The 26,630-nt window shown below is 37.8% G+C and carries 33 protein-coding genes; 15 read left to right on the forward strand and 18 right to left on the reverse strand.

The window, feature by feature from the left end:
• Position 1 precedes the first annotated feature (1 nt).
• From AC4HCY_RS18085 to AC4HCY_RS18095, 3 genes are all read right to left on the reverse strand, one after another.
• Positions 2 to 511 carry a GNAT family N-acetyltransferase gene (locus tag AC4HCY_RS18085; protein WP_323430569.1) on the reverse strand — a complete coding sequence of 170 codons (510 nt, stop codon included), beginning with the start codon at positions 509 to 511 and terminating at the stop codon, positions 2 to 4.
• A 159-nt stretch (positions 512 to 670) separates the two neighbouring features.
• Positions 671 to 2,059, reverse strand: coding sequence for an argininosuccinate lyase (gene argH, locus AC4HCY_RS18090; protein ID WP_323430568.1), 1,389 nt, complete (start codon positions 2,057 to 2,059; stop codon positions 671 to 673).
• Positions 2,056 to 3,303 carry an argininosuccinate synthase gene (locus AC4HCY_RS18095; RefSeq protein WP_323430567.1) on the reverse strand — a complete coding sequence of 416 codons (1,248 nt, stop codon included), beginning with the start codon at positions 3,301 to 3,303 and terminating at the stop codon, positions 2,056 to 2,058. The genes argH and AC4HCY_RS18095 overlap by 4 nt, the downstream gene beginning before the upstream one ends.
• Positions 3,304 to 3,638: 335 nt before the next feature.
• Between AC4HCY_RS18095 and perR the strand changes: the two genes are divergently transcribed.
• On the forward strand, positions 3,639 to 4,055 hold the full coding sequence (gene perR, locus AC4HCY_RS18100; RefSeq protein ID WP_491094813.1) for a transcriptional regulator PerR: 417 nt from the start codon (positions 3,639 to 3,641) through the stop codon (positions 4,053 to 4,055).
• Positions 4,056 to 4,205: 150 nt separating this feature from the next.
• Here perR and AC4HCY_RS18105 read toward each other — a convergent pair whose 3' ends face one another.
• The 7 genes from AC4HCY_RS18105 to AC4HCY_RS18135 form a co-directional block, all read right to left on the reverse strand.
• A complete protein-coding gene (locus AC4HCY_RS18105) occupies positions 4,206 to 4,658 on the reverse strand; it encodes a hypothetical protein (protein ID WP_323430566.1) in 453 nt (150 codons plus the stop codon).
• 63 nt (positions 4,659 to 4,721) lie between these two features.
• The gene (locus tag AC4HCY_RS18110) at positions 4,722 to 5,687 is read right to left on the reverse strand and encodes an acyl-CoA dehydratase activase (RefSeq protein WP_323430565.1); all 966 of its coding nucleotides are present in this window, start codon (positions 5,685 to 5,687) and stop codon (positions 4,722 to 4,724) included.
• Positions 5,688 to 5,699: 12 nt separating this feature from the next.
• Entirely contained in the window at positions 5,700 to 6,791 is a 1,092-nt protein-coding gene (locus AC4HCY_RS18115; protein WP_491094814.1) for a hypothetical protein, read from the reverse strand.
• Positions 6,792 to 6,793: 2 nt separating this feature from the next.
• Positions 6,794 to 7,783: an acyl-CoA dehydratase activase-related protein gene (locus AC4HCY_RS18120; RefSeq protein WP_491094815.1), complete on the reverse strand. Its 990-nt coding sequence runs from the start codon at positions 7,781 to 7,783 to the stop codon at positions 6,794 to 6,796.
• Positions 7,784 to 8,004: 221 nt separating this feature from the next.
• The gene (locus tag AC4HCY_RS18125; RefSeq protein ID WP_491096146.1) at positions 8,005 to 8,571 is read right to left on the reverse strand and encodes a biotin transporter BioY; all 567 of its coding nucleotides are present in this window, start codon (positions 8,569 to 8,571) and stop codon (positions 8,005 to 8,007) included.
• A gap of 70 nt (positions 8,572 to 8,641) precedes the next feature.
• Positions 8,642 to 10,093 (reverse strand): MocR-like pyridoxine biosynthesis transcription factor PdxR, encoded by a 1,452-nt coding sequence (gene pdxR / locus AC4HCY_RS18130; RefSeq protein WP_491094816.1) that lies wholly within the window; start codon positions 10,091 to 10,093, stop codon positions 8,642 to 8,644.
• 142 nt (positions 10,094 to 10,235) lie between these two features.
• Positions 10,236 to 11,483, reverse strand: coding sequence for a glycosyltransferase family 2 protein (locus AC4HCY_RS18135; protein WP_323430561.1), 1,248 nt, complete (start codon positions 11,481 to 11,483; stop codon positions 10,236 to 10,238).
• Positions 11,484 to 11,783: 300 nt separating this feature from the next.
• On the opposite strand from AC4HCY_RS18135, the gene AC4HCY_RS18140 reads away from it, so the two are divergent.
• The 9 genes from AC4HCY_RS18140 to AC4HCY_RS18180 all read left to right on the forward strand — a co-directional run bounded on the left by AC4HCY_RS18140 (position 11,784) and on the right by AC4HCY_RS18180 (position 17,417).
• The gene (locus tag AC4HCY_RS18140) at positions 11,784 to 12,338 is read left to right on the forward strand and encodes an RNA polymerase sigma factor (RefSeq protein ID WP_323430560.1); all 555 of its coding nucleotides are present in this window, start codon (positions 11,784 to 11,786) and stop codon (positions 12,336 to 12,338) included.
• Positions 12,331 to 13,011 (forward strand): DUF4367 domain-containing protein, encoded by a 681-nt coding sequence (locus AC4HCY_RS18145; protein ID WP_491094817.1) that lies wholly within the window; start codon positions 12,331 to 12,333, stop codon positions 13,009 to 13,011. The genes AC4HCY_RS18140 and AC4HCY_RS18145 overlap by 8 nt, the downstream gene beginning before the upstream one ends.
• Before the next feature lie 88 nt (positions 13,012 to 13,099).
• On the forward strand, positions 13,100 to 13,540 hold the full coding sequence (locus AC4HCY_RS18150) for a hypothetical protein (protein WP_491094818.1): 441 nt from the start codon (positions 13,100 to 13,102) through the stop codon (positions 13,538 to 13,540).
• Positions 13,541 to 13,639: 99 nt separating this feature from the next.
• Positions 13,640 to 14,281: a hypothetical protein gene (locus AC4HCY_RS18155; RefSeq protein ID WP_491094819.1), complete on the forward strand. Its 642-nt coding sequence runs from the start codon at positions 13,640 to 13,642 to the stop codon at positions 14,279 to 14,281.
• A 20-nt stretch (positions 14,282 to 14,301) separates the two neighbouring features.
• Positions 14,302 to 14,499, forward strand: a complete 198-nt coding sequence (locus AC4HCY_RS18160; RefSeq protein ID WP_323430702.1) for a hypothetical protein — start codon at positions 14,302 to 14,304, stop codon at positions 14,497 to 14,499.
• 195 nt (positions 14,500 to 14,694) lie between these two features.
• Positions 14,695 to 15,015: a hypothetical protein gene (locus tag AC4HCY_RS18165; RefSeq protein ID WP_323430701.1), complete on the forward strand. Its 321-nt coding sequence runs from the start codon at positions 14,695 to 14,697 to the stop codon at positions 15,013 to 15,015.
• Between the two features lie 72 nt (positions 15,016 to 15,087).
• Positions 15,088 to 16,203, forward strand: a complete 1,116-nt coding sequence (locus AC4HCY_RS18170) for a hypothetical protein (RefSeq protein ID WP_491094820.1) — start codon at positions 15,088 to 15,090, stop codon at positions 16,201 to 16,203.
• A gap of 56 nt (positions 16,204 to 16,259) precedes the next feature.
• Entirely contained in the window at positions 16,260 to 16,916 is a 657-nt protein-coding gene (locus AC4HCY_RS18175) for a hypothetical protein (protein WP_323430699.1), read from the forward strand.
• 9 nt (positions 16,917 to 16,925) lie between these two features.
• The gene (locus tag AC4HCY_RS18180; RefSeq protein WP_491094821.1) at positions 16,926 to 17,417 is read left to right on the forward strand and encodes a hypothetical protein; all 492 of its coding nucleotides are present in this window, start codon (positions 16,926 to 16,928) and stop codon (positions 17,415 to 17,417) included.
• Positions 17,418 to 18,319: 902 nt separating this feature from the next.
• Here AC4HCY_RS18180 and AC4HCY_RS18185 read toward each other — a convergent pair.
• Positions 18,320 to 18,637 (reverse strand): DUF4351 domain-containing protein, encoded by a 318-nt coding sequence (locus tag AC4HCY_RS18185; RefSeq protein WP_491094822.1) that lies wholly within the window; start codon positions 18,635 to 18,637, stop codon positions 18,320 to 18,322.
• Between the two features lie 121 nt (positions 18,638 to 18,758).
• Between AC4HCY_RS18185 and AC4HCY_RS18190 the strand changes: the two genes are divergently transcribed.
• The 4 genes from AC4HCY_RS18190 (at position 18,759) to AC4HCY_RS18205 (ending at position 21,566) form a co-directional block, all read left to right on the forward strand.
• Entirely contained in the window at positions 18,759 to 19,754 is a 996-nt protein-coding gene (locus AC4HCY_RS18190) for a hypothetical protein (protein ID WP_491094823.1), read from the forward strand.
• Positions 19,755 to 20,106: 352 nt separating this feature from the next.
• Positions 20,107 to 20,388 (forward strand): hypothetical protein, encoded by a 282-nt coding sequence (locus AC4HCY_RS18195; RefSeq protein ID WP_323431986.1) that lies wholly within the window; start codon positions 20,107 to 20,109, stop codon positions 20,386 to 20,388.
• A gap of 55 nt (positions 20,389 to 20,443) precedes the next feature.
• Positions 20,444 to 21,136, forward strand: coding sequence for a hypothetical protein (locus AC4HCY_RS18200; protein WP_323431987.1), 693 nt, complete (start codon positions 20,444 to 20,446; stop codon positions 21,134 to 21,136).
• A 103-nt stretch (positions 21,137 to 21,239) separates the two neighbouring features.
• On the forward strand, positions 21,240 to 21,566 hold the full coding sequence (locus tag AC4HCY_RS18205) for a hypothetical protein (protein WP_323431988.1): 327 nt from the start codon (positions 21,240 to 21,242) through the stop codon (positions 21,564 to 21,566).
• A 70-nt stretch (positions 21,567 to 21,636) separates the two neighbouring features.
• Here the strand turns inward: AC4HCY_RS18205 and AC4HCY_RS18210 are convergent, their stop codons facing one another.
• From AC4HCY_RS18210 to AC4HCY_RS18240, 7 genes are all read right to left on the reverse strand, one after another.
• Positions 21,637 to 21,954, reverse strand: a complete 318-nt coding sequence (locus tag AC4HCY_RS18210; RefSeq protein ID WP_323431989.1) for a type II toxin-antitoxin system RelE family toxin — start codon at positions 21,952 to 21,954, stop codon at positions 21,637 to 21,639.
• Positions 21,951 to 22,286, reverse strand: coding sequence for a type II toxin-antitoxin system Phd/YefM family antitoxin (locus AC4HCY_RS18215; protein WP_323431990.1), 336 nt, complete (start codon positions 22,284 to 22,286; stop codon positions 21,951 to 21,953). The genes AC4HCY_RS18210 and AC4HCY_RS18215 overlap by 4 nt, the downstream gene beginning before the upstream one ends.
• Before the next feature lie 183 nt (positions 22,287 to 22,469).
• Positions 22,470 to 22,859, reverse strand: coding sequence for an amidohydrolase family protein (locus tag AC4HCY_RS18220; RefSeq protein ID WP_323431991.1), 390 nt, complete (start codon positions 22,857 to 22,859; stop codon positions 22,470 to 22,472).
• A gap of 141 nt (positions 22,860 to 23,000) precedes the next feature.
• Positions 23,001 to 23,195, reverse strand: a complete 195-nt coding sequence (locus AC4HCY_RS18225; RefSeq protein WP_323431992.1) for a hypothetical protein — start codon at positions 23,193 to 23,195, stop codon at positions 23,001 to 23,003.
• 10 nt (positions 23,196 to 23,205) lie between these two features.
• Positions 23,206 to 24,171, reverse strand: coding sequence for an ABC transporter ATP-binding protein (locus tag AC4HCY_RS18230; protein ID WP_491094824.1), 966 nt, complete (start codon positions 24,169 to 24,171; stop codon positions 23,206 to 23,208).
• Positions 24,172 to 24,267: 96 nt separating this feature from the next.
• Positions 24,268 to 24,891 (reverse strand): ABC transporter substrate-binding protein, encoded by a 624-nt coding sequence (locus AC4HCY_RS18235; protein WP_491094825.1) that lies wholly within the window; start codon positions 24,889 to 24,891, stop codon positions 24,268 to 24,270.
• A 128-nt stretch (positions 24,892 to 25,019) separates the two neighbouring features.
• Complete coding sequence (locus AC4HCY_RS18240; RefSeq protein ID WP_491094826.1) at positions 25,020 to 25,763, reverse strand: GntR family transcriptional regulator; 744 nt, start codon at positions 25,761 to 25,763, stop codon at positions 25,020 to 25,022.
• A 361-nt stretch (positions 25,764 to 26,124) separates the two neighbouring features.
• On the opposite strand from AC4HCY_RS18240, the gene AC4HCY_RS18245 reads away from it, so the two are divergent.
• Positions 26,125 to 26,622 carry an MBL fold metallo-hydrolase gene (locus AC4HCY_RS18245; RefSeq protein ID WP_491094827.1) on the forward strand — a complete coding sequence of 166 codons (498 nt, stop codon included), beginning with the start codon at positions 26,125 to 26,127 and terminating at the stop codon, positions 26,620 to 26,622.
• Positions 26,623 to 26,630 lie beyond the last annotated feature (8 nt).

Here is a 26,630-nt window from a genome sequence, read left to right on the forward strand (position 1 = left end):
TTTAATATCCTGTGTAATCTTTTTTATAAATTACCATTCTGGATGTATTATTGTTTTCTTTCTCCGAAACATAATACTTATCTTCTCTCAAGCCGCAGGACCAGCAGCAATATTCTGCCCTCATGTTATCCTGTTTGATAACCATCTTGACCGCATCCAGGTTTAGATCCTCAAAGCAATGCTTTACTGTTGCTTTCAGCGCATCCTTGCCATAGCCTTTTCCTGTATATATCTTTTCTCCAATAAGCATATCAAGGTTTGCAGTATTATCATCCGCTATCTCTATTGAAAGCTTGCCTATGGATACGCTGTCTTTTGTATTTATTGTATACAGTTCAATATTGCCATTAGGCTTGCAGAGCAGCTGCTTCAACATAGACTCTTCATCCGTCAGGCATTTATGATAATTCTGACATACCAAAGGATCACATGCCCACGCATGCACCATTTTTAAGTCCTCCTGGGTCATCGGGATAAGGACAGATTTCTGACCGATAATATTATTGTCCACAATAATAGGCCTCCATATCATAATAATGCATTTGCTTCAAATATAGCTCAAATAATCATGAAAAATATCCTCATAGTTAATATTATCCTATATGCCGCTACTTTTCAACTATCCATATCGCTATATTATGCCAAATATATTATTATGCTGCCATTTCCCTCAATCCTTACAAGCAATGATACTTAAATACCTCTTTCCTTCTTCTATGGCTTCCAGAACTCTTTCCGGCGAAGGTCCTCCGGCTGTATTTCTTCTCAACACACAGCTTTCCATGCTTATATATTCATATATATCTGATTCGAAAAAGGAGTTGAAGGCCTTCATCTCTTCCATGCTTAAATCTTCCAAAGCTTTTTTATTTTTGATGCAATAATTGACCATGCTGCCTATGGCTTCATGGGCATCCCTGAAGGCAACTCCCTTATATACCAGGTAATCTGCCGCATCCGTCGCATTGAGGAATCCGCCTTTGAGCTTTTCTTTTATCTTTTCCTTATTAAAGGTTATGGTATCAAACATAGGTATGAATACAGCTATGCAGTTTTTTACCGTATCTGCCGCATCAAAAGCGGCTTCCTTGTCTTCCTGCATATCCTTATTATAGGCCAGAGGCAATGCCTTCATGATCGTGAGGATAGCCATCAGATCCCCATATACTCTTCCTGTTTTGCCCCTGATAAGCTCAGCCACATCGGGATTTTTCTTCTGGGGCATTATGCTGCTGCCCGTGCTCATGGAGTCATCCATTTCTATATATCCAAATTCATGGCTGTTCCATAGCACCAGCTCTTCGCAGAACCTGCTCAGATGCATCATAAGTATCGAGCAGCCGCTTATGAATTCTATGACAAAGTCTCTGTCTCCCACCGCATCCATGGAGTTGCCGCTGATGCTGCCGAAGCCCAGCTCCTTTGCTACCATCTCCCTATCCAGGTCGTAGGTGGTGCCGGCCAGCGCACCGCTGCCCAAAGGCATCACATCCGTCCTCCCATAGCAATCATGAAATCTATTCATATCCCGGCAGAACATATAGAAATAAGCCATCAAATGATGGCCTAAGGTTATGGGCTGGGCTTTTTGCATATGGGTATATCCGGGCATTATGAGCTCAGCGTTTTCTTCTGCTTTTCTTAAAAGCAGGCTGCAGAGTTCTTTTATCAGATATATTATTTCATCCATCTCTTCCTTCAGGTACATCCTGAAATCCAATGCCACCTGATCGTTTCGGCTCCTTCCGGTATGCAGCTTTTTCCCTATCTGGCCGATCTTTTCTATGAGGAGGCTTTCAATATTCATATGAATATCCTCGGCCTCCTGCTTAAATTCTACCTTGCCTGCCTCGATATCCTCCAATATTTCAGCCAGCCCCTTGATGATGGCTTCTGCATCCTTCTGGCTGATTATTCCTTTATATCCAAGCATCCTGGCATGAGCCATGCTTCCCTTTATATCCTGCTTATACATTCTGTAATCAAACTTTATGGAATTTTGAAAGGAATCTACAATCTCATTGGTATTCTTTTCAAATCTGCCGCCCCATAATTTCATATAGCCTTTTTGCTTGAAGCTTCAAGCATTTCCTCCATCTTTTTTTTGTTCATCAAAGCTCTTACGGTTAAAGGAAGCCCGAATAGATTTATGAAGCCCTCTGAATCCTTCTGATTATATACCTCATCTTCTCCAAATGTGGCAAAATCCTTGTTGTATAAGGAATACGGGGACTTGGAGCCTACACTGGAGCACAAGCCTTTATAAAGCTTCAGCTTAACAACTCCAGTAACACACTCCTGTGTGGAATCTACAAAGGCATCCAGGGCTTCCTTTAAGGGTGTGAACCAAAGGCCGTCATATACCAATTGGGCATACTTCTGAGCCGCCATATCCTTAAACTGCATGGTGTTCCTGTCCAATGTCAGGTATTCCAATTCCTTGTGGGCAGTATACAGCAGTGTGCCTCCGGGAGTTTCATATACGCCCCTGGATTTCATGCCCACGAGCCTGTTCTCCACCATGTCCGATATACCTATCCCATTCTCTCCGCCTATCTTGTTCAGCTTCTCCAATAATGCTACAGGGTCATAAAATACGCCGTTTATTGACACGGGTATGCCTTTTTTAAATCCGATCTCCACATAGCTGGGTTTATCCGGTGCTTTCTCCGGCGGCGTTGTCATCAGATACATGTCGGCAGGATGCTCGTTCCAGGTATCCTCCAGGTCTCCGCCCTCATGGCTCAGATGCCATAGGTTCCTGTCCATACTGTACGGCTTCGCCTTAGTAACAGGAACCGGTATTCCTCTTTTTTCGGCGTAATCTATCGCATCCTCCCTGGATTTTATATCCCAGATCCTCCATGGAGCAATTATCTTAATGTCCGGTCTCATGGATTTTATCGAAAGTTCAAATCGAACCTGATCATTGCCTTTTCCTGTACAGCCGTGAGCTATGTATTCAGCCCCTTCTTTTTCGGCTGCTTCAACCAGTTTCTTTGCGATCAACGGCCTTGCAAAGGAAGTGCCCAACAGGTATTTGCCTTCATATACCGCACCTGCTTTGAGAGTGGGAAATATATAATTCTCCACAAACTCCTTCTTTACATCTTCTACATAAACTTTTGATGCTCCGCTCTTTATAGCTTTTTCTTTTACTATTTTTGTTTCGTCGCCCTGGCCCACATCAACACAGCAGGCAATGACCTCCAGGTCATAGTTTTCCTTTAGCCATGGTATAATGACCGAAGTATCTAAACCGCCCGAATAAGCCAGGATTACTTTTTTCTTTGACACTTTCATGATATCTACTCCCCATCTTTAAAGTTAATTATAATTATAATGATTTCAGTATATTTATGCAAGTACATTTCATAAATTTTCTATATTTTTTTATATATATGTATAAATATTAAATAATATTTATATCCCAGATATCCATGATTTCTTTTATTCCAAGAGTTTTAGCCGTTATTCAGTTTTTCTCAGATATAACTTGTGCATATGTATGAGTGAACATCAGGCTAATATATTCATAGCTTTAGTATACTTATTAATGCTGCATCCAAACAGACCCTTGACAAAAACTTTTATTTAAACTATTCTTTTAGTATAGTATATTTTCCTGGAGGAATATCATGGTTAAAGTCACTAAAATGTTGAAAGATCACGGTTTTAAGGTAACACCGCAAAGGTTGGCTATATATAGTGCTTTAAAGGAAACAAAAGCCCATCCCGGAGCTGAAGCGATTTATAACAAGCTGCTCCCCATGTACCCCACCATGAGCCTGGCTACGGTATACAAATCCTTGGAAGTATTCAAAAGCATCGGTTTGGTCCAGGAGCTTAACCTTGGGGAAGGAAGCTTCAGATATGATGCCAACACTACACAGCATCCTCATATACATTGCTTAAAATGCGGCAGAGTGGATGATGTCAATGACGACATGATATATGACTTATTGGATAATGTTAAGGCAAGAACCGGCTATACCCTCGTAAAGCAGCAGCTTTATTTCTACGGCTATTGCCCTCACTGTCAGCAGACCCATTAAAAGCGCAGAATAAAACCCTGTCAGAGCACGATCTGACAGGGTTTTTTAGCATTTATTTTACTTGTGATAACTCTGATTGGAGTTTGTTGTCCTGACTGATATAAGAGTGAAATCGTTATCAGTTAGCACAACATAGCTGCTAAAAATCAGCTATTGCAGCAAGGATTGATCAAGCGCAATTCTTACGGCTTTCAAGAGCTTGTTCACTATGTATGATGACTCTTCCATACCTTCAATGCTGGTTATCTCCTGAGTTTTTATTATTTTCTCTATCACTTTAGCCGTTTCATCCTTTAGTTCCTTGCGAGCCGACAGGTATTCCTGGGGAAATTCCAATATTTTTATATCCTTGATCTTATTCTTTTTTATTGTAACCTCCACTTGAATATTCCCTTTATCCGTTTTCTCATTGCCTATGTATTTCCCATCTTTATATTGCAAATAAATAAAGCTGTTTGAAGATGCCGCGGGTTCTTCTCTATTTCTCATTAAGTTTGTCAGCGCAATAATTGCTAAAATAAGGACAACAATAATCAGTGCATAAATCATTATTCTTTTTCTGGTCAGCAATATAATTTTATGTTTAATAAAAATCCCTCCCATCTAACTCTATCTCTTATATAAGTTATTATGGAAGGGCTTAATATATGCATACAATATGTTATTTTACACTACTGAATTTGTCCATTTGCCGCAGCGGTCTCCCCACATCGCCATGGTCCTTCCGGCCATCTGAACCTTTATTACCTCGCAGGAATTATCACAGCCGCTGCATATAAAGCTGGTGGGGGTAAATTCCAGATCTGCACATTCAAATCCTCTGAAGCTTGTGCCCTTACCGGTCCTTTCGATATGCTCCCTAGCCAGAATCGCTGCTCCCACAGCGCCCATGACATTGAAGTTGGGCGGCACGATGACCTCATGGCCAAGCTCTCTTTCAAAGGCGGCAACTATGCCTTTGTTGGCGGCCACTCCGCCTTGAAAGACATAGGGCGGTTCTAATTTTTTGCCTCTGCCCAGATTATTGATATAGTTTCTCACCAGGGCTTCGCATAACCCATTGATTATTTCTGCTTTAGAAAAACCATACTGCTGCTTTGCTATCATATCCGATTCCGCAAATACGGTGCAGCGTCCTGCGATTCGCACATTTTTTTGGGCCGTCAGAGCCAGATCCCCAAAATCCTCAATGGGAATCCCAAGCCTTTCCGACTGATGCTCCAAAAAGGAGCCTGTGCCTGCCGCGCATACGGTATTCATCGCAAAATCGGTGACCATCCCGTCCCTTAGAAATATTATCTTGGAATCTTGTCCCCCTATTTCAAATATGGTTCTGGTTTCCGGAACAAGCGTTATGGTTGCAGTCGCATGAGCGGTTATTTCATTTTTTATCACATCGGCGCCCACCATTATTCCGGTAAGCTGTCTGCCGCTGCCCGTGGTCCCCATTCCCAGGACTTCGATCTCTTTATTGAATTCATCATTTAAATTCCTTAGGCCGCATCTTGCTGCTTCTATGGGCTGCCCATTGGTCCTCAGATACTGAACCGAAACAATCTTTCCCTCTACATCCAAAGCAACTACATTGGTACTGACGGAACCTACGTCAATACCTACGAACACTCTATCCATATGCTTCCTCCATCATGCAATTTTTGTCCTTTTAAAATTTCTTATGAGATCCATAAAGGCTTCCAGCCTGGTCAGGGTATTGGCAGCCCCGGTTTGTTCATCGATAGACAAGGTTATGACCGGAATATTATGCTCTTTGCTGATGGCCGGTATTATGCTCTGGCTTATGAGCTCCGGCAAACAGGCAAAAGGCATAAGGTGGACTACCCCGTCAAAGCCTCTTTCCGCATAATCTGCTATATGGCCCACGGTTTGCTTTGCATGGCCGCCTATGATTTCCTGTATATATTTTTCACCCTTTTTCAGTATTTCCAGCTCATGGGCTTTGGCCGAAGCCCCGGGTATCAGATTAAAATCTATCCATTGGGAAAGATATTGGGATCTCTCAACTTCTGCGCCGAGGTTTCCCAGCATCTCTTCTATCCTCAAATTGATGGATTGCTCCATTACAACATAAATTTCGCCTACTATGCCTATCCTGATCCTATCAGCGTCGGGAACCTCAATAAGCTTTATGCCGTCCAAAAGCTTATTGCTCTCCGCCTCAGCATTGCGCACGTCTTCAACATTCTTAACCTCATCGAACCATTTTTTTATGGTTCCCCATGCTTTGGTGCACTCGCCTTTATGCACTTCATAGGCTCTCATTCTCTCAATTCTTTTCTCTATATCATCCAGGGCTTTAGCCATGGAATACACTGTTTTAATGGCTCGCCACAGGTACAGCCATGATCTGCCGTTTTTTATCTTGAGCACCTTTTTAATTGTTCCCCAAACATCCCTTTTGTAATCATCAAATATAATTATATCCACATCGTAATTCAGGTTTTTTAATATCTTCTTGTGGGTTTCTCCATAGAAACCGGCTCTGCAAGGCCCATGTCCCCCGGATGTTACCAGTGTCTCGGCTCCCAGCTCAACGGCTTCTATATAGCTCCCAAGGACAACCTTGAGAGGAAAGCAGGCAAACTCCGGGCTGTATTTTACACCCAAATCGATGGTTCTCTGAGTGGGCTCAGGAGGCTCAATGACATCATGTCCTAAAAGCTCTAAAAGTTTTTTATAGATCACTGTGGTTCCCATGTAGGGAAACGCTACTTTCATGTTTATGCCTCCTTCTTAGCCTTTGCCTTTTTTCTGTAGATCATATCTATAAACGCCTCAATACGGGTTTGAAGGTGATTCTCTCCTGTATGCTCATCCACTCTGATGGTCATGAAGGGCTTGCCGTATTCAGCGGAATCCAGCTCCATAAGCTTCCCTATCAATGAGTCCGGCCCGCATCCAAAGGCTGTGACATGAATGATGCCGTCCACCTCATCATCTTTGAGAAATTTATAGCCCGATGCAAGGAGCTTGTTTGAAAATGTCCAAAAAAGCCTTTTATTCATATCCGTCAATTCTCTGTCCAGCAGTTCTTCGTCCATCATCTCGAAGGTTATGACCCTTACATTCATCTCTCTCAGCCTGTCTACTATTCCCATGCTTACAAATTCATCATACACATCATATACATAGCCCATAAGCCCTATGGTCACCTTATAAGCTTCCATCGGCTTATCAAGCTTCTTTCCCGTCTCAACATAATCCAAAGCCTCCAGGGCGGTATAGCCTTTTTTTGATATTTGCCTGAACTCTTCCCAGGATTTCTGTCCGTCCAGAAGAGCATCCCTTATCTGCTTGTGTGATACGCCCAGAGCTTCTCCCATCTCGGAGTATATATGGACATCCGAAATATCATCGGACGATGATGCAATCTTGGGAAAAAGGATTTTGTCCTGAGTCCCCGGCAGGCTATATCTGACCATGTCGGGAAGTCCCATGAATTTAGGGCAAAAAAATTCACCCTTCCTTATGTTCATCATCCTGGGTACAAAAAGATAGTCTGCATCTGCATCCAAAAGCTCCAGAACATGACCGTTAAATATCTTGATGGGAACGCATATTTCAGGCACCGACGCCTTGATTCCCTTATCAATAAGATCTTTAGTGGTCTTTCCTGATGTAACTACCTCAAAACCCAGTCTCTCAAAAAATGTTTTCCATAAAGGATGATAATAATAATATAATAGCGCTCTTGGGATACCTATCTTCAAGGAAGTTACCCCCCTTCTAATACAATATATATCAATTCTATACTCTGGCTAATTAAACTACAAACTGAGATTAAGACTGATATCATGACAAATATTGTATATTGCGCTTCTAATAGCAAATGGCATGACGGTTGCTTCGTGTATTGCGATATAATTCAATTAATCTCTATATATCAAGACTTCAATAAAATTTTGTTGAAGTCTTAAAAAATGTTAGGAAATTAATTCTGTATAATTGTTTTAACCTGACGGGCAATTCGCACCCCAAGCAAAGATGACAGCACCGCCGAAAGCACATCAGTGGGCATAAAAATCAACGCACCAGTCCAGACAGCCTTTGCTAACGGTATAGACCTGCCAAGGTAAACATTGACTATGAGGTACATATAGGTGACACCTATGGCATATACCAGCAGCAAGCTCAAAAGCATAGCACCCAAAGCCTTTATAAAGCTCATATTGCCTTTCATCTTTTCAGCGGCTTTTCCAATAATATACGCAGCAGCTATGAAGCCTGCCAGGTATCCAAAGGTTGGGGACAATATATATCCTATACCTCCTCCTTTTGTGAAAACAGGCAATCCTATAAGCCCTAAAATAACATATACGGCTACGCTGATGCTGCCGAGTCTGGACCCCAGCAGCAGGCCGGATAATGCAACGAACATCCACTGCATGGTAAAGGGTACTATGGGCGATGGTATTGTGATCTTGGAGCCTATAGTGATAAGAGCAACGAAGAGGGATACCAGAGTGATTTCTTTTGTTGTAAATTTCAAATTGACCATCCTTTCTATTGTTAACCGTTCTATTTTAAATAAGTTTACATTATGAGAATACGACTTTAGTTTAGATTTGTCAACTCCCACTTCTATTTTGGTTAACAATAGAATTCCTCATCTTTTCAGCTTCCATGCTTATGACGGATATGCCTTCCCATATCCTGTCGATATCTGAAGCGGCAAAGCTCATTCTGATATGGTCCTGTCCCCTGCCGTCGTTATAATAAAATGTACCGGGAGAAAAAATCACCTTTTTTTCTTTGCATCTTTCGTAAAGCTCTTGTGAATTGACCGCTTCGGGGAGCTTTATCCATAGGTTCAAGCCCCCCTTGGGTTCAAAAAAGCTGACCCCTCTCATGCACTTTTTTATTGCTCTTACCATTTCCAGATACCTTACGCTGAATTCTTTTCTTAAATATGAAATATGTTTATCCAATATGCCATTTTCGATATATTTGCATAATATCCTCTGCATCAGGCCCGAAGTAGAAATATCAGAGGCTATTTTGGCATCGGCGGCCTTCTTTCTGATGTCCTCAGGCACTATCATGTAGGCCAGGCGGAAACCGGGCATGAAAATTTTAGAGAAGCTCTTCAGATAAATTACCCGCTCATTGCTGTCATAGGCTTTTACGGGCAAAAGCCTGGAATCCGTATAGTTCAGATCTCCGGAGTAATCATCCTCCAGTATTCTGAAGTCATGCTTCCGGGCCAAAAGCAGCATATACCTCTTCTTCCTCTCCGAATATATACTGCCCGTCGGATTGTGGAAATTAGGCATGGTGTAGAACAACACAGGCTTAAACAGCTTGACCAGCCTTTCCAGCTCCTTTATGCCGGGCCCGTCCTCGCTGATGGGCACTTCCACCAGCTTTGCTCCCCTCGATTTAAAAGCCGCCAGAGCCCCGCTGTAGGTCGGCGACTCTACAAAGACACAATCTCCGCTTCTGACCAATGCTTTGGAAATGATATCTATACCTTGCTGGGCCCCGGATACCACATAAACATCATCGGGGCTGCAATTGATGCCGTATCCTTTGGCATAACCCGCGAGAGCATTCCTCAAAGGCGTATATCCCATGCTCTTTTGATACATGAATGCTTTGGCTCCATCCTCTTCCAGTACCTCATTCATAACCTGGCGGAAACTCTTTATGGAAAACAATTTGGGGTCCGGAGACGATATGGAAAAATCTATGTATTCCTCATCATATTCAAACTCCATATCAAGCTCACCGGGCTCAAAATACATGGGCGGCTCGGCGTTTAGCAGCAAATCCTCCCCTTTTGGTATCACAAAGGTGCCGCTTCCCTCCTTCTTATAGACCAGCCGTTCCTTTTCCAGCATATTATAAGCATTTATAACCGTAATGGGGTTTACTCCCAGAGCCTTGGACAGCGCCCTTATTGAAGGCAGCTTGCTGTTGCCCTCCAGGGCGTCCCTTATTATAAGCGCCCTTATCTGCTCATAAATCTGAAAATATGCAGCTTCATCCTTGTTTTTATCTATTCGCAAATCCAATGACATGCTATTACCTTCTTTTCAAAATCGTATCGATACAATTTTATCATAAGATTGAATTATTTCAAACTCTGTTTAGCAATAATGATACAACAAAAAGCAGCATTATTCGCTAATGCTGCTCTTCTTTATATCATTGCTTCTGCTTCTATTCCAACTCATGTATAGACAAGGTTCTCGTATGGAGAGTATGGCTCCACTCCTTATTGTTCTTCATGATCACGCCTTGGATGGATATAGGAATCCATGTCAGGCAGTACAGCACATAAGTCGGATAGTATAAAAACAATTTGTAGCTGAACTTCTTGTCTATAAGGAGGCCTGCAGGTATCAGCAGAAACTGTATCATCCCAAAAGCTTTAAAGAAGTTTGGAAAGACGCTGGCAGTAAATATGAACATCTCGTTATCAAAAACATAAGCATTCACAAATGGGACCAAAAGCATCAATCCGCCCATTATTATCATATACGGCTGAAGGGTATAAAGGGCACAATCGAGCAAAGCGAAGCTTCTATCCTTCACGGACTTTACCAAAAGCTTCATGAAGTATCTGGAGCATACATCCGCAAAGCCCTGCATCCATCTTCTCCTTTGCTTCCATGACTGAGCCATCGTAAGAGGTTTCTCATCATATACTACGGCGTCATGAGCCCAGCCCACCCTTATTCCGTTGAGCATGAGCTTCATGGTGAATTCCAGATCTTCTACCAGGCAGGTTGCCTCCCAGCCTATCTTCTTCAATACATCTACATCAACACAAAATCCGGTGCCGCCTATCTGGCAGCTCAAGCCCAGGTATTCCCTGGCACATTGAAAGAGCCTGTTGGCAGACCAGAAAGCCATGGAATAGCTGCAAGTAATCCAGGAATCCTCGGGGTTCTTGCTGTCGATATAGCCCTGAAGGACCTTATGCCCTTCACAAAGCTTATTGTTCATTTCCTTCAAGAAATTTTTTGATACCAGATTATCCGCATCGAATATCACCGTTGCATCATAATCCGAATCTTTTCTATACAATATCTCTTTGAATGCCCACTGCAGAGCAAAGCCTTTGCCCCTTTTTTCATTATTTGTCCTGACCAGCACATTGGCTCCCCCGGCTGCGGCAATATGTGCCGTGTCATCAGTGCAATTATCGGCAATGACAAACACATCATAGCCATCCGCCGGATAATTCAACTGCTTCAGGTTTTCCACTATATTTCCTATTACTCTCTCTTCATTGTGAGCAGGTATGAATACGGCAAATCTCTTCAATGGCAGATAATTCCTGGTAGGCTTTCTATTAAATTTCTCTACTATACCATATATTGAAGTTGAAAAATAATATAATCCGTATACTACGGCAAGAACCTGCAGCACAACAAATACAAAATGCAATGTATCCTTTAACATATTATGCCCCCTGTATTCAGTCTTTCAAAACCAAGTTATATAATAACACTTTCCTTAAAATTGTAAAATGGCTCAGAAAAACGCTATTATAGATATCCGCTTTATTAGACGTTTTTATGGACTGTTTTTCTTCTTTTTTTGTAATCATGCTGTTATTTTTGTAGCTATGCTTATTATTCCACTTTTTTGGATTTTTAATAGCCAAATAAAAGCAATTTATCAGCAAAATATGGTAAAATTATATTGACAATTATATATCCTTGCATAATATGGAAAATCATAGGCATAGAAGGTGTTCAATTGTTAATCTATTTGGCGATGATCGAAAGCCCTGATGATAAATCTAAATTCGAGCAAATATATATTAATTACAGACAAACGATGTTTTATGTAGCAAACAGCATATTAAAGGATGAGCATTTGGCAGAAGATGCCGTCCACCAGGCATTTATAAAAATTATTGAAAATTTAAATAAAATAAATGAAATCAAGTGTCCCAAAACCAAAGGCTTCATCGTTATAATAGTTGAAAGGGCGGCTATAGATATATACAGGAAGCGGAGAAGGCAATATGCCATCCCCTTTGATGAAGTCATATTCGGCGCGGAGGAGATGGCTGCCGAAGGGGACAGAAGCTTTGAAGAGGTTGGCAATAGTTCAATTGCAGCTGCTATAGCAAGGCTTCCCATAAACTATTCTTCCCCAATAAAGCTTAAGTACAGCCACGGATATACGGACAAGGAAATAGCAAAGATCCTGTCCATATCCGAAGGAAATGTCCGAAAGCGCATAGCCAGGGGTAAGAAAAGGCTTGCAAAAATCCTGGAGGAAATGGAGATAAATATTTATGACTGATGCAGTAATAACAGATGCCATGCTATTTGAATTCGTACCAAAAGCCGAAGAGCTTCTGCTTGAGCAGATACCCCCTGAGCAAGAGCTTGGACATACCTTCGCCAAAAGCTTTGACCACAGGATGAAGCTTCTTATAGCAATGGAGAAGAGCAATTTCCTTGTAAGAGGGCTTATCAATAAAACAAGGCGCATAGCAATCGTAATATTCCTTATATCCCTTGTAACCTTTACAACCATAGTGAGCGTCGAAGCATTGAGAACAAAGTTCTTCAAGGTGATCATAGAAATATATCAAGAGCTAACCTCCTTCTCATTCCAGCATGATGAACAGCCGGGGGATATAACGGTGGAACCGGCAGAACCAGAGTATATACCCGAAGGCTTTAAGAAGGCAAGCACTGAGGATTACTTTACTACTATCTTTATTATTTATGCAAACGATGATGGAGAAGAGATAATATTTGATCAGACATATATTACAAACGAGAAGATTATCATAGATACAGAGGGAACCACCATGGAAAAGCTGTGGGTAAGAGGCTGTGAAGCTTATTATATATCAAATAAGGGAACAAACAGATTGATGTGGTTTGAGGCCGAATATCTCTTCGACCTCGCATCTGCTGCCATAGAAAAAGATGAGATAATAAAAATGGCGGAAAGCGTAAAATAAAATTTTTTAAAATTTTTTTAAACAAGTGTCCCAAAACGCCCCTTCATTTCGTTATATAGGTAAAAGACAAATGAAGGAGATGTTTTATATGTACTTTAAAAGATTAATAATGGTCATCCTGTGTGGAGCTTTGCTCTTATGCTCTTCCATCATTACCTATGCAGATACAGGCAGCAATGATCATTCTGAAGACAATATCATAATAACGCCTCAGATGATTTACATTAACAAGGCAAACAGCAATTTAAGTATTGCTTCAACAGGACAGGCTCAGGTTAAATGCTATGTAGAAGGATACAGCGGTACAGTCACCAAAGTATCAATCGAAGCAGAATTGCAGCAGTATAAAGATGGAGATTGGGTCACCATAAACAGCTGGTATCAATCGAGCAGCAGCTATAGGCTTACACTCTCCAAATCAATGGCAGTCCCAAAGGGATATTCATACCAAGTAGTCGCAGATGTTACTGCCTATAATGGCAGCGACTCGGAAACCCAAACCGTAATAAGCAGCGAAATAGATTATTAAAACTGCAGAAGGCTGCTTTTATGGGAAGGGGTGATTCCATTGGTTTATTACTGGTAAGAAAGAAACTGAGAAAACGATAACTTTTAGGAGGATGAAAAAATGAAAAAGTTTATTTTCGTAATTACTCTTATAACCGCTTTTGCTTTTTTGTTCAATATGGCTCCAGCTTATGCTTCTGATAGAGCTTCAAATACTCAGACAATAAGTATTAGCAAGCTCTCTCCTGATACAGTAATTAGTGACGTAATGACATACGATGAAATTGTAAAACAACTAGCAGATGATAAAAATATTTCTATTGATGAAGCTAAAAAAATCATAGGAAGTCCTGTGACAACCATCAAAGCAAAAGATGGCTCTCCAGTAGAAATAATACTGAATAGTTATAGAACTATTACAAATCAATTTACAGTAACTTCAAGTTATAAACCTTCGATGAGATTTTATTGTCAAACAAGCGAAAGTGGTTCGTTTCATGGGATTGTAGAAATATTGAATGTGGATATGAGCAGAAGTTATAATGGCCGTAGCTATGCTTTTGGTGGAAGCGTTTATACAAATCTTGAAGATGCAGGTACAATTTATTATTCAATTGATGGCGATTTCTATGAGCGGGGAACTACAACTGTTAGCGGTGGCGTTAGTATTGGTATCGGGGAATCAGCAACTGTAAACTTTGGGATTAGTAATGCAAGCAACTGGTATGCTGTAGCAGATGTCGCCAAACGATTTACATGGTAATAAAAAAGGGGATCTAATATATGAAAAAATTGATTGTAGATATCATCAGTGCCGTTGCTATCGCTTTAATGCCTTATATGATCATAGGCCCTTTCTCTCTGCGCCGTGCAGACATTCTTATGTTCGCTGATTACGTTATACGATTTATTGCTTATTCTTCAGCGATATTGATTATTGCAAAATCGTTAAAAGAATATAAAAGCACTGAAGCAAAATAATAAAATACATGGGGCAGGGCGCTGTTCAAATTTGCCTTGTCCCTTTTCTTGTTAAAGCAGCAAAGTAGATTATCGGACTTATCTGCCCTTTGGTGCTCGTCACTTATAGATGCATAAATTTAAGGCGGGTTAGTTCAGCTTGTAAATGTTATCAGCCTATCAAATTCTATGATAATTGAAGAGGAGTAAAAAATAATGACTGGAAGCTTTATGGGTTTTTTTATTGTTGCAAATGTCATACTCATTGGGGTAATAATTTCTAATATTATTAATAAGTTATCCTTCAAAATCGGTATAATAAATAATCGCTATATATTGTTGATTATAAAAGCAATAATAGCAGGGATTATAATTATTGCTTATTTATACTGCATGAATATATTAGCGCTGCATTGGGCATTGCCTGGATTATTACCGATAAAAAAATTATTTTCACTTAATATGCTTATATGGCTTTTAATTTGTCCAATATTTACTGTGCTTTTATTCAGCATAATGAATATAACGCGCAATTAATTTGTCTCTAATGCTTATAAAAATCCTTCCATATGAATATATACTTCTATAGTAATAAGGAGAAAAGCTACTATGAAAAAAATATTTATTATGGTTGTAGTTGTATTGATACTCATCATTGGATGTACCAACACAAATAGTCAGCTAAACAATGATACTGACACTCAAGTACCATTTCTTACTTATTATCAAGAGCAGGATGGAAAAATAGATGCAAAGCTTAGTATGTGGGATATAGACCAAGGGACTATTACTTTTTCAGATGATTTGGTGTATTCAATAAAAAATCATGATAATTATCATGTAGAGCCAATTATATGGGATGGGAACAAGAAGCTAATATTGCATAAGATAGCAACACCAAAAGGTTTATATAAATCGGAATCAGAAGTTATAGAAAAATATCCAATGGATTCGATTTATGGAAGAGACATTATGGCAGTAAGAAATCGAACTGTGGATGGGGAAGTATCTGATTATGATCTTTTTTTGAATTGTTCAGACGGTGTAGTTGAAAAGAAAGTTAAGGCTCAATATCAAACCATTGATGGGGAAAAGGAAGACATTATGTTTGAAAATGATGGACTCTGCTATATTGACTTTAATAAGAGCACCGGCGAAATAACATTGATGTTCAGCAATTGGAAAGAATGCTGTTTACTTTATGTCGGCAAATGCAACATTAACGATATAAATGATATACAGTGGAAAAAAATTGTGCTGCCGGACGCAAAACAAACAGGCGGAGGATACTCTGTTACTCCAAATAATACCGTTTTAATCGGCTCAAGATACTATATAGGAACAGCCCAAGCTTTGACAGAAGTCGATATAGATACCGGAGAATCAAAGATAAATGAAAGGTCAATCCAAACATGTAAAAGTACGGTTAAAGAAGGGAAGTTTGTCCCGGATTATCTTAAAAACCGAGTGCAGATTGTCGGAGGATATAAGGATATAGCAATACTGGATATTGAAGTATATGGGGACAAACAGCCTGAGAGCTTGATTTGCGCAATCCGGGATGGGGAATTTAAGGGTGCAATTCATATAATGGAGGATGGGGTTTGGAATGTAATTGATTCCGAAAAGAAGGTAACCAGCATAATTGATAATAAAAATAAGAAATTATATAAGGAATTCGGCATTGATTTTATAGCATTTCCAAGGTTCAGCAATAGTATATAGATGCTGAACTTATTTTGATGCCTTAAAGCATCAAAATAAAAAAGGGGATCTAATATATGAAAAAGAAATGCATTATTGCATTGTTATCTTTTATTGTTATTTCATCTATTACCTTTCCCATATATAATATAATGACTCAGATTGCTAATAGCGCCTTTCAAAATGAATATTATATCAGCACCTTAATTTCCCAGAATTATAAAAACATTAAGCGCATATCAATTGGCAAGCAGAAAGCGTTTAAAAACTCCATTTATACGGTTTATAGCTTTAAAGATAGCAGGCCGTTAAATCCCGTCTTGAATCAGTATAATACCGGAATCTGTAGTATTGTAACTAATAACAAAGTTCAAAGCATAGGAAATAATGCTTTTACGACATATGAAAATAAAGATGATGAAGAATATGTTATTAGAGCAAAGAATGCTTTCACTCAGGTTGGCTTTTATGATAGCAATACAGACCGCAGTGTTATAGGCGGGCGTATTTTTGATAAAAGGATTAAAAAGATTGAAATCCAATTCATAAATGGGGAAGTGAAGCAACCTTTAATAAATGAAGATGGTTATTTTTTATTGATATATGATCAAGATAAGATTTTAAAAGAAAAGAGCCGCTTTTATGTATATACAGATGCTATCAGCCGTATCACTTCATATGACGTAAATGATAAACCATTAAGAGCCATCAGATATAAACACAATATAAAGTGAGGTATAAATTTGGAAAATAGAACGACCTATATTATATTTTCTATTTTAACTATTATTTTAACTTTATTATTCATATTATCTCCAAGCTCACCTGAAACTCATTATACTACAAAAGAGTCTGCAATAAGCAGCTTATTGCGAAATAAAGTATCTGTTTTAAAAGTAATTTCTGTTAGTGATAGCAGAGAAGTGTTTGTTTTTTATGATAGTCCTAATGAAGCTATTTTTATAGCGACAATATGCTCAGTAGAAAATAAAACGAAATTTATTGTAGAAAACAAGACTTGCTCATGGAAAATTGGTGGTGAGCCTTCTCCTATGATGATTCATGGTAAATATGATGTAGAAGATAAAACTCTAACTTTTTATGCTTGGAAAAACTCCGATAAGTTAGAAGGATTAATCGAAAAATATAAAATAATTAGTAAAAATAGAAGTCAAATAAGCATACATGAGGAAGATGTCTATTTATTACTTTTATTAGATACTGCAAATGCGTAGCAAGTTATCCGAGCATAGACGGCAAAAAGCGAGTGTTTTAATATAAAGCACTCGTTTAAATCGAAAATTTTTAGAACGAGTGTCACAAAATCCCTCTTCATTTCGTTATATAGGTAAAAGGTGAATAAGTTTGGAGGTGGTAAAGGTTGAAAAAGCAATTGATCTATTTTATTTCCGGGATTATATTGGTTTTGTTTAGCGCGCCTTTAGGACGCGAAACACTCTTTACAATATATCGACACAAAAATCTAGCCAGAGAAGCCCTTACTTTATTGAAATGCTCTGCAAATGCTTATGTATTAACAGGAATTATGCTGCAGAATTTGAAAAGTCAGACACAGCTATGGTGCCGGAATATATATCAGTTTCTTTTTATGGGGAGAAAGGTATAACTAGGTTTAAAATAGACTATAATGATGTGATTAAGCTAAGTGATGACAGCTATGTAAAGTCTAAGCAAATAAGCTTTGGAGAGTTATATTCTATATTTAGATTCTACTAAGAAGAAGTGACCATAATTACCATATATAACCGATATATATAACAGAGGATAAAGGCTGCCTGATATAAAAATACTCCCGTAGGAGGAGGAGCATGTGAAGAAAAAAGTCTTAATATAAGTCAATAGATATAGATTACGTTAATAGAGATAACTATGGCGAAATAAGCAATTAATACAACAATACTTTCGATTTCTTATAAGATTGTTTCGAAAGAGCTAAGCATATCTGGCATAATTATATCTGCAGTCTCTTCTGTAATATTTTGCCTTGTTGCTCGTTCTGAAAAAATAAGAAAACAGACTTATATATAAAGCATTAGGGAGAGGTATTATTGCGTTAACCCTACCTGTCCCTTTTCTTTATTGAAACGGTTTAATATTTTCTTCGAAAACTACCTTACTATTTTTTATCCATCAATTCTACAACCTCTTCTATAGAATTGAGCTCAAATATGCTCTCTGCCAGTAAATCCAAAACAGGAAGATCAGCATTTCGTATCTTTTCTTCTAAAGATGCAGGTAATACACCAATTTTTTTGCTGAGAAGTCTTATCAATAATTCGGCTTTGCCCTTTTCCATACCTTTTTCTATGCCTTCCGCTTTCCCCTTCATTTCAGCAAATTTAATGCTTGATATGGCGTCAAGTCTGGCTTTCTCACGGGCTGCATATTTTTCTCTCAATTCTTCATCTGCACTTATTTTTTTCAGCATTTCCATAGCTATACTCAGCTCCTCCCCCCTTTCGTTTGTTAATTATATTATATCAATAATTCCAAAAGGTGTAAGTCCTAATAGACAGTATGTTAGTTTATTACTTGTATTCCTGATAATATTCTCATTGACTACAATCGTCAATGCAGGTAATGTTAGTAATGATAAAACTTTTTCTGGCTGGAATAGTGACTTTGGTGTTAAGTTTTGGTTTATAAAATCTTTTTTGAATACCAGGGTTAGTAGCGGAACCTTAGAATGGACAGATGTACATGCGTATAATAGAAGTCCTTTATCGCCAGAAATCGGTAACGGAGAATACTATATGTCAACGTTAGTTGTTACATGCTCCGGTGAAAAAACAACTTATTATTCATTGGATAGCTATCATGGCAGTTATATTTGGCCTTCAGATGTGTATTGGTATATTGCTGGTGGCGTAGATCAAAATATATCAGGCATTCTGATTTTTACTGCTATTTCAATAGCTAACGCAGTCAGCAATTATGAAATAATGCCTCTGGGTAAATCGGAGGTCTTAGAATTAGGGCAGATTATCAAAGAACATATGAGCTTGGATAATAAAGAGGTTGTTGCCAAAGCAAATGGCATAGAAATTTACAAAGATGAAGTTGAAATGTATAAAAAGCTTTATAATATGGACGGAACAATTAAAGATTCAGATAGTTATGTGGATGTCATTGGAAGGAGAGCCAAAATAAAAGTATTATACGAAATGGCTAAAGATAATGGATTAGACATTTCTATTGAGGAAGCTAAAGCGCTGTCTTTGAAAGAAAAAGAAATTTATGATCAAGAACTCGAAGAAGAAGGAAAAACTTTCATGAAAGATTATATCAAAGCATTAGGCTTGACAGAAGAGCAATACTGGTCGGATTTTCGCCCTGATCAGATTCAGCTATACTATGCTATTGAAAATTTAAAGAATAGCTTTATTAAAGAAGGTATAGAATTAGGGATATTGCCCGAAGTTCAAAAAACTGAAAATAAAATTATTATGAGCCCGGATATCAATAAAAGATATAGAGAATATTGGGAAAGCAAGATAAAGGATATTGAAGAAGGCATAGAAATTGAAATAATAAATCCACATTATCAATAAGATACCGGATATAATGAACTCTGCAGAAGTATAAGTTTATCATTATATAACCGATATATATAACAGGGGATAAAAGTTGCCCGACATAAAAATTCTCCAGTAGGAGGGGGAGCATGTGAAGAAAAAAACTTAATGTTTGCTGCACTGCTGCTTTGTCTCAGTCTCATCTTTGCATATTATAGCAATATGCCACCAAAGGAGTTAAGCATATCTAGTATAATTACATGTGCAGTCTGTCTCTTTTCTTTAATAAAATAGTTTTATAAAAATAATTTTTAGAACAAGTGTCACAAATACCCTCTTCATTTCGTTATATAGGTAGAGGACAAATGAGGGAGGGCTTGTAATATTAATGTTATGGATAATTAAATATATGGTACTAGTGATCATATCAGGCCTTATTATATACTATATACTTAAAATCACCGGACTTATAAACTGGATAAACAAGCAGATTGATAATCTCAAAAAAAGAGATAGATTTATTTTAGGTATGGCAACATTTGTCATAAGCGGTATATTGCTCAAGATCACAAGCTTTGAATATTTATTGAATATAAGAAGTTTCTTAATCATTGTTGCTGCAGCTTTTTTCTATGTTATTGGCGGCAATTGTATAACAGCTAAAAATTAAGGCAGCGTACAACCTATGGAAGTCCAAATATAGACTACAGGGAGGTATAAAATATATGGTTAAATATAAAAAAATGAATATAACAATGGTATTTGCAATTATTCTTGGTGTAATAATCGGCTCCTATAGTATAAACTATGCCATATCGAATAATATTCTTGATAAAAAAACCTATAAAATTAACGAAAAGGGCCAGCTTATGTCTGTTGAAATTAATGAGATAATAACTGAAGAAATTTTTAATCCTGCTAAAGTTTATCAAGCCATTGAAGAGAGCAATAGCCTAGATACCACTAGGGCCAATAATACAGAGGCGTTTTATTTAGACTATGAGGAGTCATTGGAAGGTGTAAAAAATAATGCTGATTTGATAGTAATAGGAAAGGTTATCGGACAATCCGAGTATAGCGAAATAGGCATTAAAAATACTATCATGGTCACAAATACAATAAAAGGAAAGGCTGTTGACGAAATATATGTACTTAAGTCAGGCTCTCTAAGTGATGAAGACTATATACTAAAAGAGGGCAAGGAGTACATCCTATTGCTCGGAGACCAGTCAAAAAGTGGAGAAAATACTTACTTTATCAAGGGCGGTGAGCAAGGATGCTTTTTGATTGATGATGGTGTACTATATGCAAAAGATGCTGTAATGGATAAAGAGCTAAAAAATATGATTGAAAATGGAAATAAGAGCATGAAATCCGGTACAGACCAAGTCAAGGCCATGTTGGATTATTTGAGATGATATAACCGTTGGAGATTTAGATTCGAGCATGGAAAGAAATCTTATGGCCTCGTAAAGTATATTTCAGTTGTCAATTTTAAGCTAATAGAGGTGGTGTGATTATATGAAAAAATACGCTTATAAATGTATAGGGGCTCTATTATTTATTGTAGTAATAACATTTTTATATTCAAGAGTAACTGATTTAGCGACAGCATTGACTGTAAGCCTGATATTCACCGCTGCTATTTTTATAACAGATTATTTATACAGATTGAATAATAAGATTTGCAATATTGCCCTTATAATTATTACTACAATATCATTCTCAATCGCATATAAAATTGTTTCAAAGGAATTAAGCATGTTTAATGTAGTCATATATGCTATCTTTTCTATGGTGCTTTACCTTATCGCTCGTTCCGAAAGCATCAAAAAAAGAATTACATAGCCAGTGTCCCAAAATCCCCCTTTATTAGGTAGGCGTTTCTGCTTTTATACAACCTGTCCTATATTAGCCATTATTTAATTCTTTCCTGGGCCATTTTATAAATTGTTTCATCATCCCGTACGGATATAATGATAATTCTCATAATATTTCCTTGATTCTCTATGGCATATACAACCCGCAATCCAAACTTTAAGAGCTTTATTTTCATATAACCTGTCAATTTGCTTGACAAATGATTTCCTAAAGGCTTTCCATAACCGCCCTCTGAATTAGGAAGCGGATTCACCGATACTTTTTTAATAGCTTTCAATACCTGTAGACGCTGCGCTCCGTCAAGAGATCTCAAGTCATTTTCTGCTTCCTTTGTATATTCTACCGTCCATTTCATTGCTCAATCTCCACTTCAATATCATCCAAATCAGATTCATTGATTCCGAGATCTGCATATACCTTTTCAGAACTGATAAATCCTTCGCTTTCTGCGCTTTTCGTCCGTCTTTCAGCTTCAAAGTACAAAGCGTAATCTTCCAATGCTTCAACCATAGCTTCATAACGCTCGGGCTGAACCAATACACAAGCAAGAACATTGTTTTTCAGCACTAATTTAAAGCCCTTTTCGTCTACTTCATCAAAAATTTTACTGGCTTCGCCACGATTAAACCGGGTAATCGGCACGATCATATCCATGATACTTTTCATCGATACAGATTCTTTCCTCATAGCTTATACATCACCTTTTCTATCATTCATAATTTATCTAAATTCTTTAATATTATTATATGAGAAAATGTTAAAAATATCAACATATTGGTCGATATTTTTATCGACCAATATGTTGATATCAATTCTATAGCAGCTCGAATTTCGAAACGCAAAAAGAAAAGATGGAAATCGCCCCCTTAGCTAAGAAATTTCATATAATGCGTTGATAAAGCTTTTTGCCTGCTCAAGACTTAAGCTCAGCGGGGGCTTTAGCATAATTGAATGACGGTTTCTCCCAACTATTCTGACCGCATACTCCAATGCCTCCGGCTGTCTAATCGTTGAAGTATCGAAGAATATGTTCCCATATGGCTTAAAGCTCTCCAGAATATCATATATGAACTGCAGATTGTCTGCAGTAGCTCTTCCAAGATGAGCAACATGAATTTTTATATAGGGAAAAAGCTTAAGAATGCTTTTCACATAATCCACCCGTACATTTGCCCTTGTGTGCAAAAGAATATTCAGATCATATTTATTAATATCCTCAAAAATAGCCACACGTTTGTCGTTAAGAGCTGTTTCATGCATGACTAAATGCTCTTTAACTCCTACAATATCCTTGTGATGATCTTTTACGAAATTAACGTTTTCCTCATCCATCAAAACATAAGGATAAACAAAATCTCTATCTTTTGCATATTCCAGTATTTTTTTATTTTCCCCAATCTTTTACAGTTCTCTATAAACAAAGGGAATATAGGCAATTTTGCTCTGCCCCTGCTCCTGCATATAGCCGTCATAGTCCCTCATATGCTTAAATTGAATGGTTTTATAATAAGGAAATATATCACGCAGAAGACTATTAGCTGTCACTATTTCCATCAAGTCCTTATCACCATAATGTGCATGTGCATCAAAAATCATATAGCCACCCCTAAATATTATTAATTTCACCAACCAAATGGCATGCAACAAAATGCTCTTGCTCTATTTCTAAAAGCTCCGGCTGATTATTAAAGCATTCCGGTTTAGCATATATACAACGCGGGGCAAAGCGGCAGCCCGGTTTTGGATTGATCGGTGATGAAATCTCACCCTTGAGTAAAATACGATTTCTGGGAGCATCAATATTTACTTTTGGAATAGCTGATAAAAGAGCTTTGGTGTATGGATGATAATTCCTTTCAAACAACATATCCGACGGACACTTCTCAACCATGTTGCCAAGATACATGACACCAATATCATCTGAAATATGTTTAACGACAGATAAATTATGGGTTATGAACATATATGTCAGCTTTTTTTCATCCTGCAAATCCATCATTAAATTTAAAATTTGTGCTTGAATTGACACGCCAAGAGAAGATACAGGCTCATCACACACAATAAATTTTGGATTCAGCGCAAGAGCTCTGGCAATTCCTATGCGCTGCCTTCTTCCTCCATCAAGCTCATGTGGATATGTATTCTGCAGGCGTCGAGCCAAGCCTACCGTATCCATAAGTTCAGTCACCTTTTTACCTAATTCTTTGCTATCTTTGCAGGTTCTATAAATATGTATAGGCTCTGAAATAATTTCAGATACGGTTATGCGGGGATTAAGGGATGAAAAAGGATCTTGAAATATCATCTGCATATCCTTTCTCACCTTCTTGAGAGTAGAACTATCTATGTCCGTAATATCATTTCCCTCAAAAAATATTTCTCCGTCCGTTGGCTCAAGGAGCCGCAATATGACTCTTCCCAGTGTAGATTTTCCACATCCTGATTCTCCTACTATACCTAAAGTTTTACCTTTTTCTATCTCAAAATTTATACCATCTACCGCATGAAGCAATCCCTTGGGTGTCTTAAAATACTTTTTAAGGTCTCTTCTTACCTCTACCATTGTGCCCATCTAGTCCACCGCTTCAGGAATAAGCCTTATAACAAGATTATTGAAGTTTGGCTTTTGCCCCCAATATTTATCAAAAGTTGTAAGTTCCATCATGTCTCAGTCTTTCCAACTTTTATACATAAAAGGACCTGTCCCTACTGGATTTTCATTATATTTATCTCCGGCTTCTTCAATTGCCTTTTTATTAACGATTCCTGAAATAGAAAGGGCCATTACATTTAAAAATGGTGCATATGGTTTTTTTAAAGCAAGTTCAACTGTATAATCATCTACAACTTTTGATGCCCCTATATCAATCACTCCAAGGGTTGAAGCGCTTGCAGGAACTTCCCCTGCTAATTCAAATGTGTTAATGACATCTTGGGCTGTGAACTTGTCACCGTTATGAAAAACTACGTCTTTTCTGAGCTCAAAACGATACAAAGTATCATTTACCTTTTCCCACTTTGTTGCAAGGTTTGGCTGGAGCTGCATGTCTTTGTCAAAGGTTATCAGAGTATCATACATAAGCTGTGTGATAAATGCAGTACCTGTATCATTTGAAGCATGGGGGTTCAATGGCTTTGGCTCACGTCTATTCGCGACGATAACCGTATCTTGAGTCTTTGATTCATCTGAGTCTGCCGGTCCTGTCGGTTTCGTTTCTTCTTTAGGCGCGCAAGCAGTTAAAAGTGCTGCCATCATAGCAATTGCCAGAAGAAGACTTAGTGTTCTTTTCATAAATCCTCACTCCTCAAAATTTTATAATATGTGATTATGGAAATTATAAGTTCATAATTTGTGCATCAATAGCAACTGCGTTCCGAATAAATTTCTTATTACTATTTAATAAATGTTTTCTCAGTAGATTAGAATGTGCTTAAATCCAATTCAACTTTGAATGCATATTGAGTATATTCGAAGTAAAGTTCCATAACCTCAATCAGCTTTTTATCTGCGCTGTATGATTCTCTCTGGATGAAAAGCAATGGGCTTTCCATCTTAACATTGAGAGCTGTTGCCAGAGCTTTATCTGCCTTCCACGCTCTTATTTGCTGAATACCTTTTCCCAGAGTGACTCCAAATTTGTTTTGGTATAGCTGATAGATTGTATTTGCTTCAATTTCTTCTTTTGAAAGACTATTCCCATATTCTAAAGGCAGATAAAGTTTTGCATACCCAACAACAACGTCATCAAGCATATGAGCTCTTTCGATATAGTAACATTCCTTTCCCAAAGCCCCCTTGGTCTGCTTATCAAAATATGACGGTGTTTCGATTTTTCGCATAGTTTTGACTAAAACGGTAGGTGTTATATTTGTCTCCGACATAATATTGGAGACGCCGGTCAACCTGTCAAGTTTATCATGGAGCACTACATCCTTAACGAATGTGCCCTTGCCCTGTTTAATTATAACCAAATCTTCATCAGCCAATATCTTAATTGCCGCTTTTATGGTAATCAAGCTTACATCAAAGCGTTGAGCAAGTTCGGTATGTGTTCCTATACAACCTGATTCGCCATATTTTCTCTGGAGAATTTCTTTTTTAAGAATTTCAACTATTTGCTCATACATAGGAATTGGAGAGTTTTTATCAACTACTTTAATCACCCCATATCTAAGTATAACAATATATAATGTTATATGTTGTTATATATCGTTATAAAAATAATAGCATATTGAATTTTCTGTGTCAACGTATATCTTTTAACTCATAAAAGCTTTTTACTACAAATCAAATATTCATTAGCATAGCCAATAAAATTCTATTTTCATATTATTTAATATTTGCTAATATTGGAGAAGAGGTGATGAAAATGAAAGTTACCATATTAGTTGATAATTGCACTATGATAGGTAATTACTTATATGCAGAGCAAGCTTTATCTTTTTTTATTGAAAGCCAAAGAAAAGGCCTATTTTAATCGCTCATCCATCAGCTTTTTTTCCTAAGTTTCTCGATGGTAATAATGTGGGCAATACACTATCGGAAGAAACAATCACTTGCTATTTTGATGTGAAGAAATCTTCTGAAGCAATATGGATAACAGAGAACCTGACATATCTAGGTGAAATAGAAAGGAATTTTCCCTTTGAAGAAACTAAGGCAATGGGCTATATTCCCTTTGGAGACGATTTGGTTTCTGATTTTCTGATTGATGATTCAGCCTTAGCTTATAAGTCAGAAAAAGGCTTAGTCATTATTACCGGCTGCTCACACTCCGGAATATGCAATATTATTGAAACAGCAAAAAGAATATGTAAGGAGAATAAAATCTATGACATTATAGGAGGTCTTCATCTGCTGGAACCATCCGAAGAAAAGATTCGTGGAACGATAGATTATATTAAAGAGCTAAGCCTTGATGTCATAAGGCCCTGTCATTGCACAAAATTAAAATATAAAATAATGTTATCAAATATAGCAAACGTTGAAGAAGTTGGTTCGGGAACAGTAGTAGATTATTAACATAAGTC

It is taken from the genome of Lutispora sp. QWL-02 (assembly GCF_058315355.1).

What these genes read in the sequence shown, in the direction of transcription:
- argH (WP_323430568.1), bottom strand. Translation starts at nt 2,059, where the DNA reads ATGAAATTATGGGGCGGCAGATTTGAAAAGAATACCAATGAGATTGTA.
- AC4HCY_RS18095 (WP_323430567.1), bottom strand. Translation starts at nt 3,303, where the DNA reads ATGAAAGTGTCAAAGAAAAAAGTAATCCTGGCTTATTCGGGCGGTTTA.
- perR (WP_491094813.1), top strand. Translation starts at nt 3,639, where the DNA reads ATGGTTAAAGTCACTAAAATGTTGAAAGATCACGGTTTTAAGGTAACA.
- AC4HCY_RS18105 (WP_323430566.1), bottom strand. Translation starts at nt 4,658, where the DNA reads ATGGGAGGGATTTTTATTAAACATAAAATTATATTGCTGACCAGAAAA.
- AC4HCY_RS18110 (WP_323430565.1), bottom strand. Translation starts at nt 5,687, where the DNA reads ATGGATAGAGTGTTCGTAGGTATTGACGTAGGTTCCGTCAGTACCAAT.
- AC4HCY_RS18115 (WP_491094814.1), bottom strand. Translation starts at nt 6,791, where the DNA reads ATGAAAGTAGCGTTTCCCTACATGGGAACCACAGTGATCTATAAAAAA.
- AC4HCY_RS18125 (WP_491096146.1), bottom strand. Translation starts at nt 8,571, where the DNA reads ATGGTCAATTTGAAATTTACAACAAAAGAAATCACTCTGGTATCCCTC.
- pdxR (WP_491094816.1), bottom strand. Translation starts at nt 10,093, where the DNA reads ATGTCATTGGATTTGCGAATAGATAAAAACAAGGATGAAGCTGCATAT.
- AC4HCY_RS18135 (WP_323430561.1), bottom strand. Translation starts at nt 11,483, where the DNA reads ATGTTAAAGGATACATTGCATTTTGTATTTGTTGTGCTGCAGGTTCTT.
- AC4HCY_RS18145 (WP_491094817.1), top strand. Translation starts at nt 12,331, where the DNA reads ATGACTGATGCAGTAATAACAGATGCCATGCTATTTGAATTCGTACCA.
- AC4HCY_RS18150 (WP_491094818.1), top strand. Translation starts at nt 13,100, where the DNA reads ATGTACTTTAAAAGATTAATAATGGTCATCCTGTGTGGAGCTTTGCTC.
- AC4HCY_RS18155 (WP_491094819.1), top strand. Translation starts at nt 13,640, where the DNA reads ATGAAAAAGTTTATTTTCGTAATTACTCTTATAACCGCTTTTGCTTTT.
- AC4HCY_RS18160 (WP_323430702.1), top strand. Translation starts at nt 14,302, where the DNA reads ATGAAAAAATTGATTGTAGATATCATCAGTGCCGTTGCTATCGCTTTA.
- AC4HCY_RS18165 (WP_323430701.1), top strand. Translation starts at nt 14,695, where the DNA reads ATGACTGGAAGCTTTATGGGTTTTTTTATTGTTGCAAATGTCATACTC.
- AC4HCY_RS18170 (WP_491094820.1), top strand. Translation starts at nt 15,088, where the DNA reads ATGAAAAAAATATTTATTATGGTTGTAGTTGTATTGATACTCATCATT.
- AC4HCY_RS18175 (WP_323430699.1), top strand. Translation starts at nt 16,260, where the DNA reads ATGAAAAAGAAATGCATTATTGCATTGTTATCTTTTATTGTTATTTCA.
- AC4HCY_RS18185 (WP_491094822.1), bottom strand. Translation starts at nt 18,637, where the DNA reads ATGGAAATGCTGAAAAAAATAAGTGCAGATGAAGAATTGAGAGAAAAA.
- AC4HCY_RS18195 (WP_323431986.1), top strand. Translation starts at nt 20,107, where the DNA reads ATGTTATGGATAATTAAATATATGGTACTAGTGATCATATCAGGCCTT.
- AC4HCY_RS18200 (WP_323431987.1), top strand. Translation starts at nt 20,444, where the DNA reads ATGGTTAAATATAAAAAAATGAATATAACAATGGTATTTGCAATTATT.
- AC4HCY_RS18205 (WP_323431988.1), top strand. Translation starts at nt 21,240, where the DNA reads ATGAAAAAATACGCTTATAAATGTATAGGGGCTCTATTATTTATTGTA.
- AC4HCY_RS18210 (WP_323431989.1), bottom strand. Translation starts at nt 21,954, where the DNA reads ATGAAATGGACGGTAGAATATACAAAGGAAGCAGAAAATGACTTGAGA.
- AC4HCY_RS18215 (WP_323431990.1), bottom strand. Translation starts at nt 22,286, where the DNA reads ATGAGGAAAGAATCTGTATCGATGAAAAGTATCATGGATATGATCGTG.
- AC4HCY_RS18220 (WP_323431991.1), bottom strand. Translation starts at nt 22,859, where the DNA reads ATGCATGAAACAGCTCTTAACGACAAACGTGTGGCTATTTTTGAGGAT.
- AC4HCY_RS18225 (WP_323431992.1), bottom strand. Translation starts at nt 23,195, where the DNA reads ATGATTTTTGATGCACATGCACATTATGGTGATAAGGACTTGATGGAA.
- AC4HCY_RS18230 (WP_491094824.1), bottom strand. Translation starts at nt 24,171, where the DNA reads ATGGGCACAATGGTAGAGGTAAGAAGAGACCTTAAAAAGTATTTTAAG.
- AC4HCY_RS18235 (WP_491094825.1), bottom strand. Translation starts at nt 24,891, where the DNA reads ATGAAAAGAACACTAAGTCTTCTTCTGGCAATTGCTATGATGGCAGCA.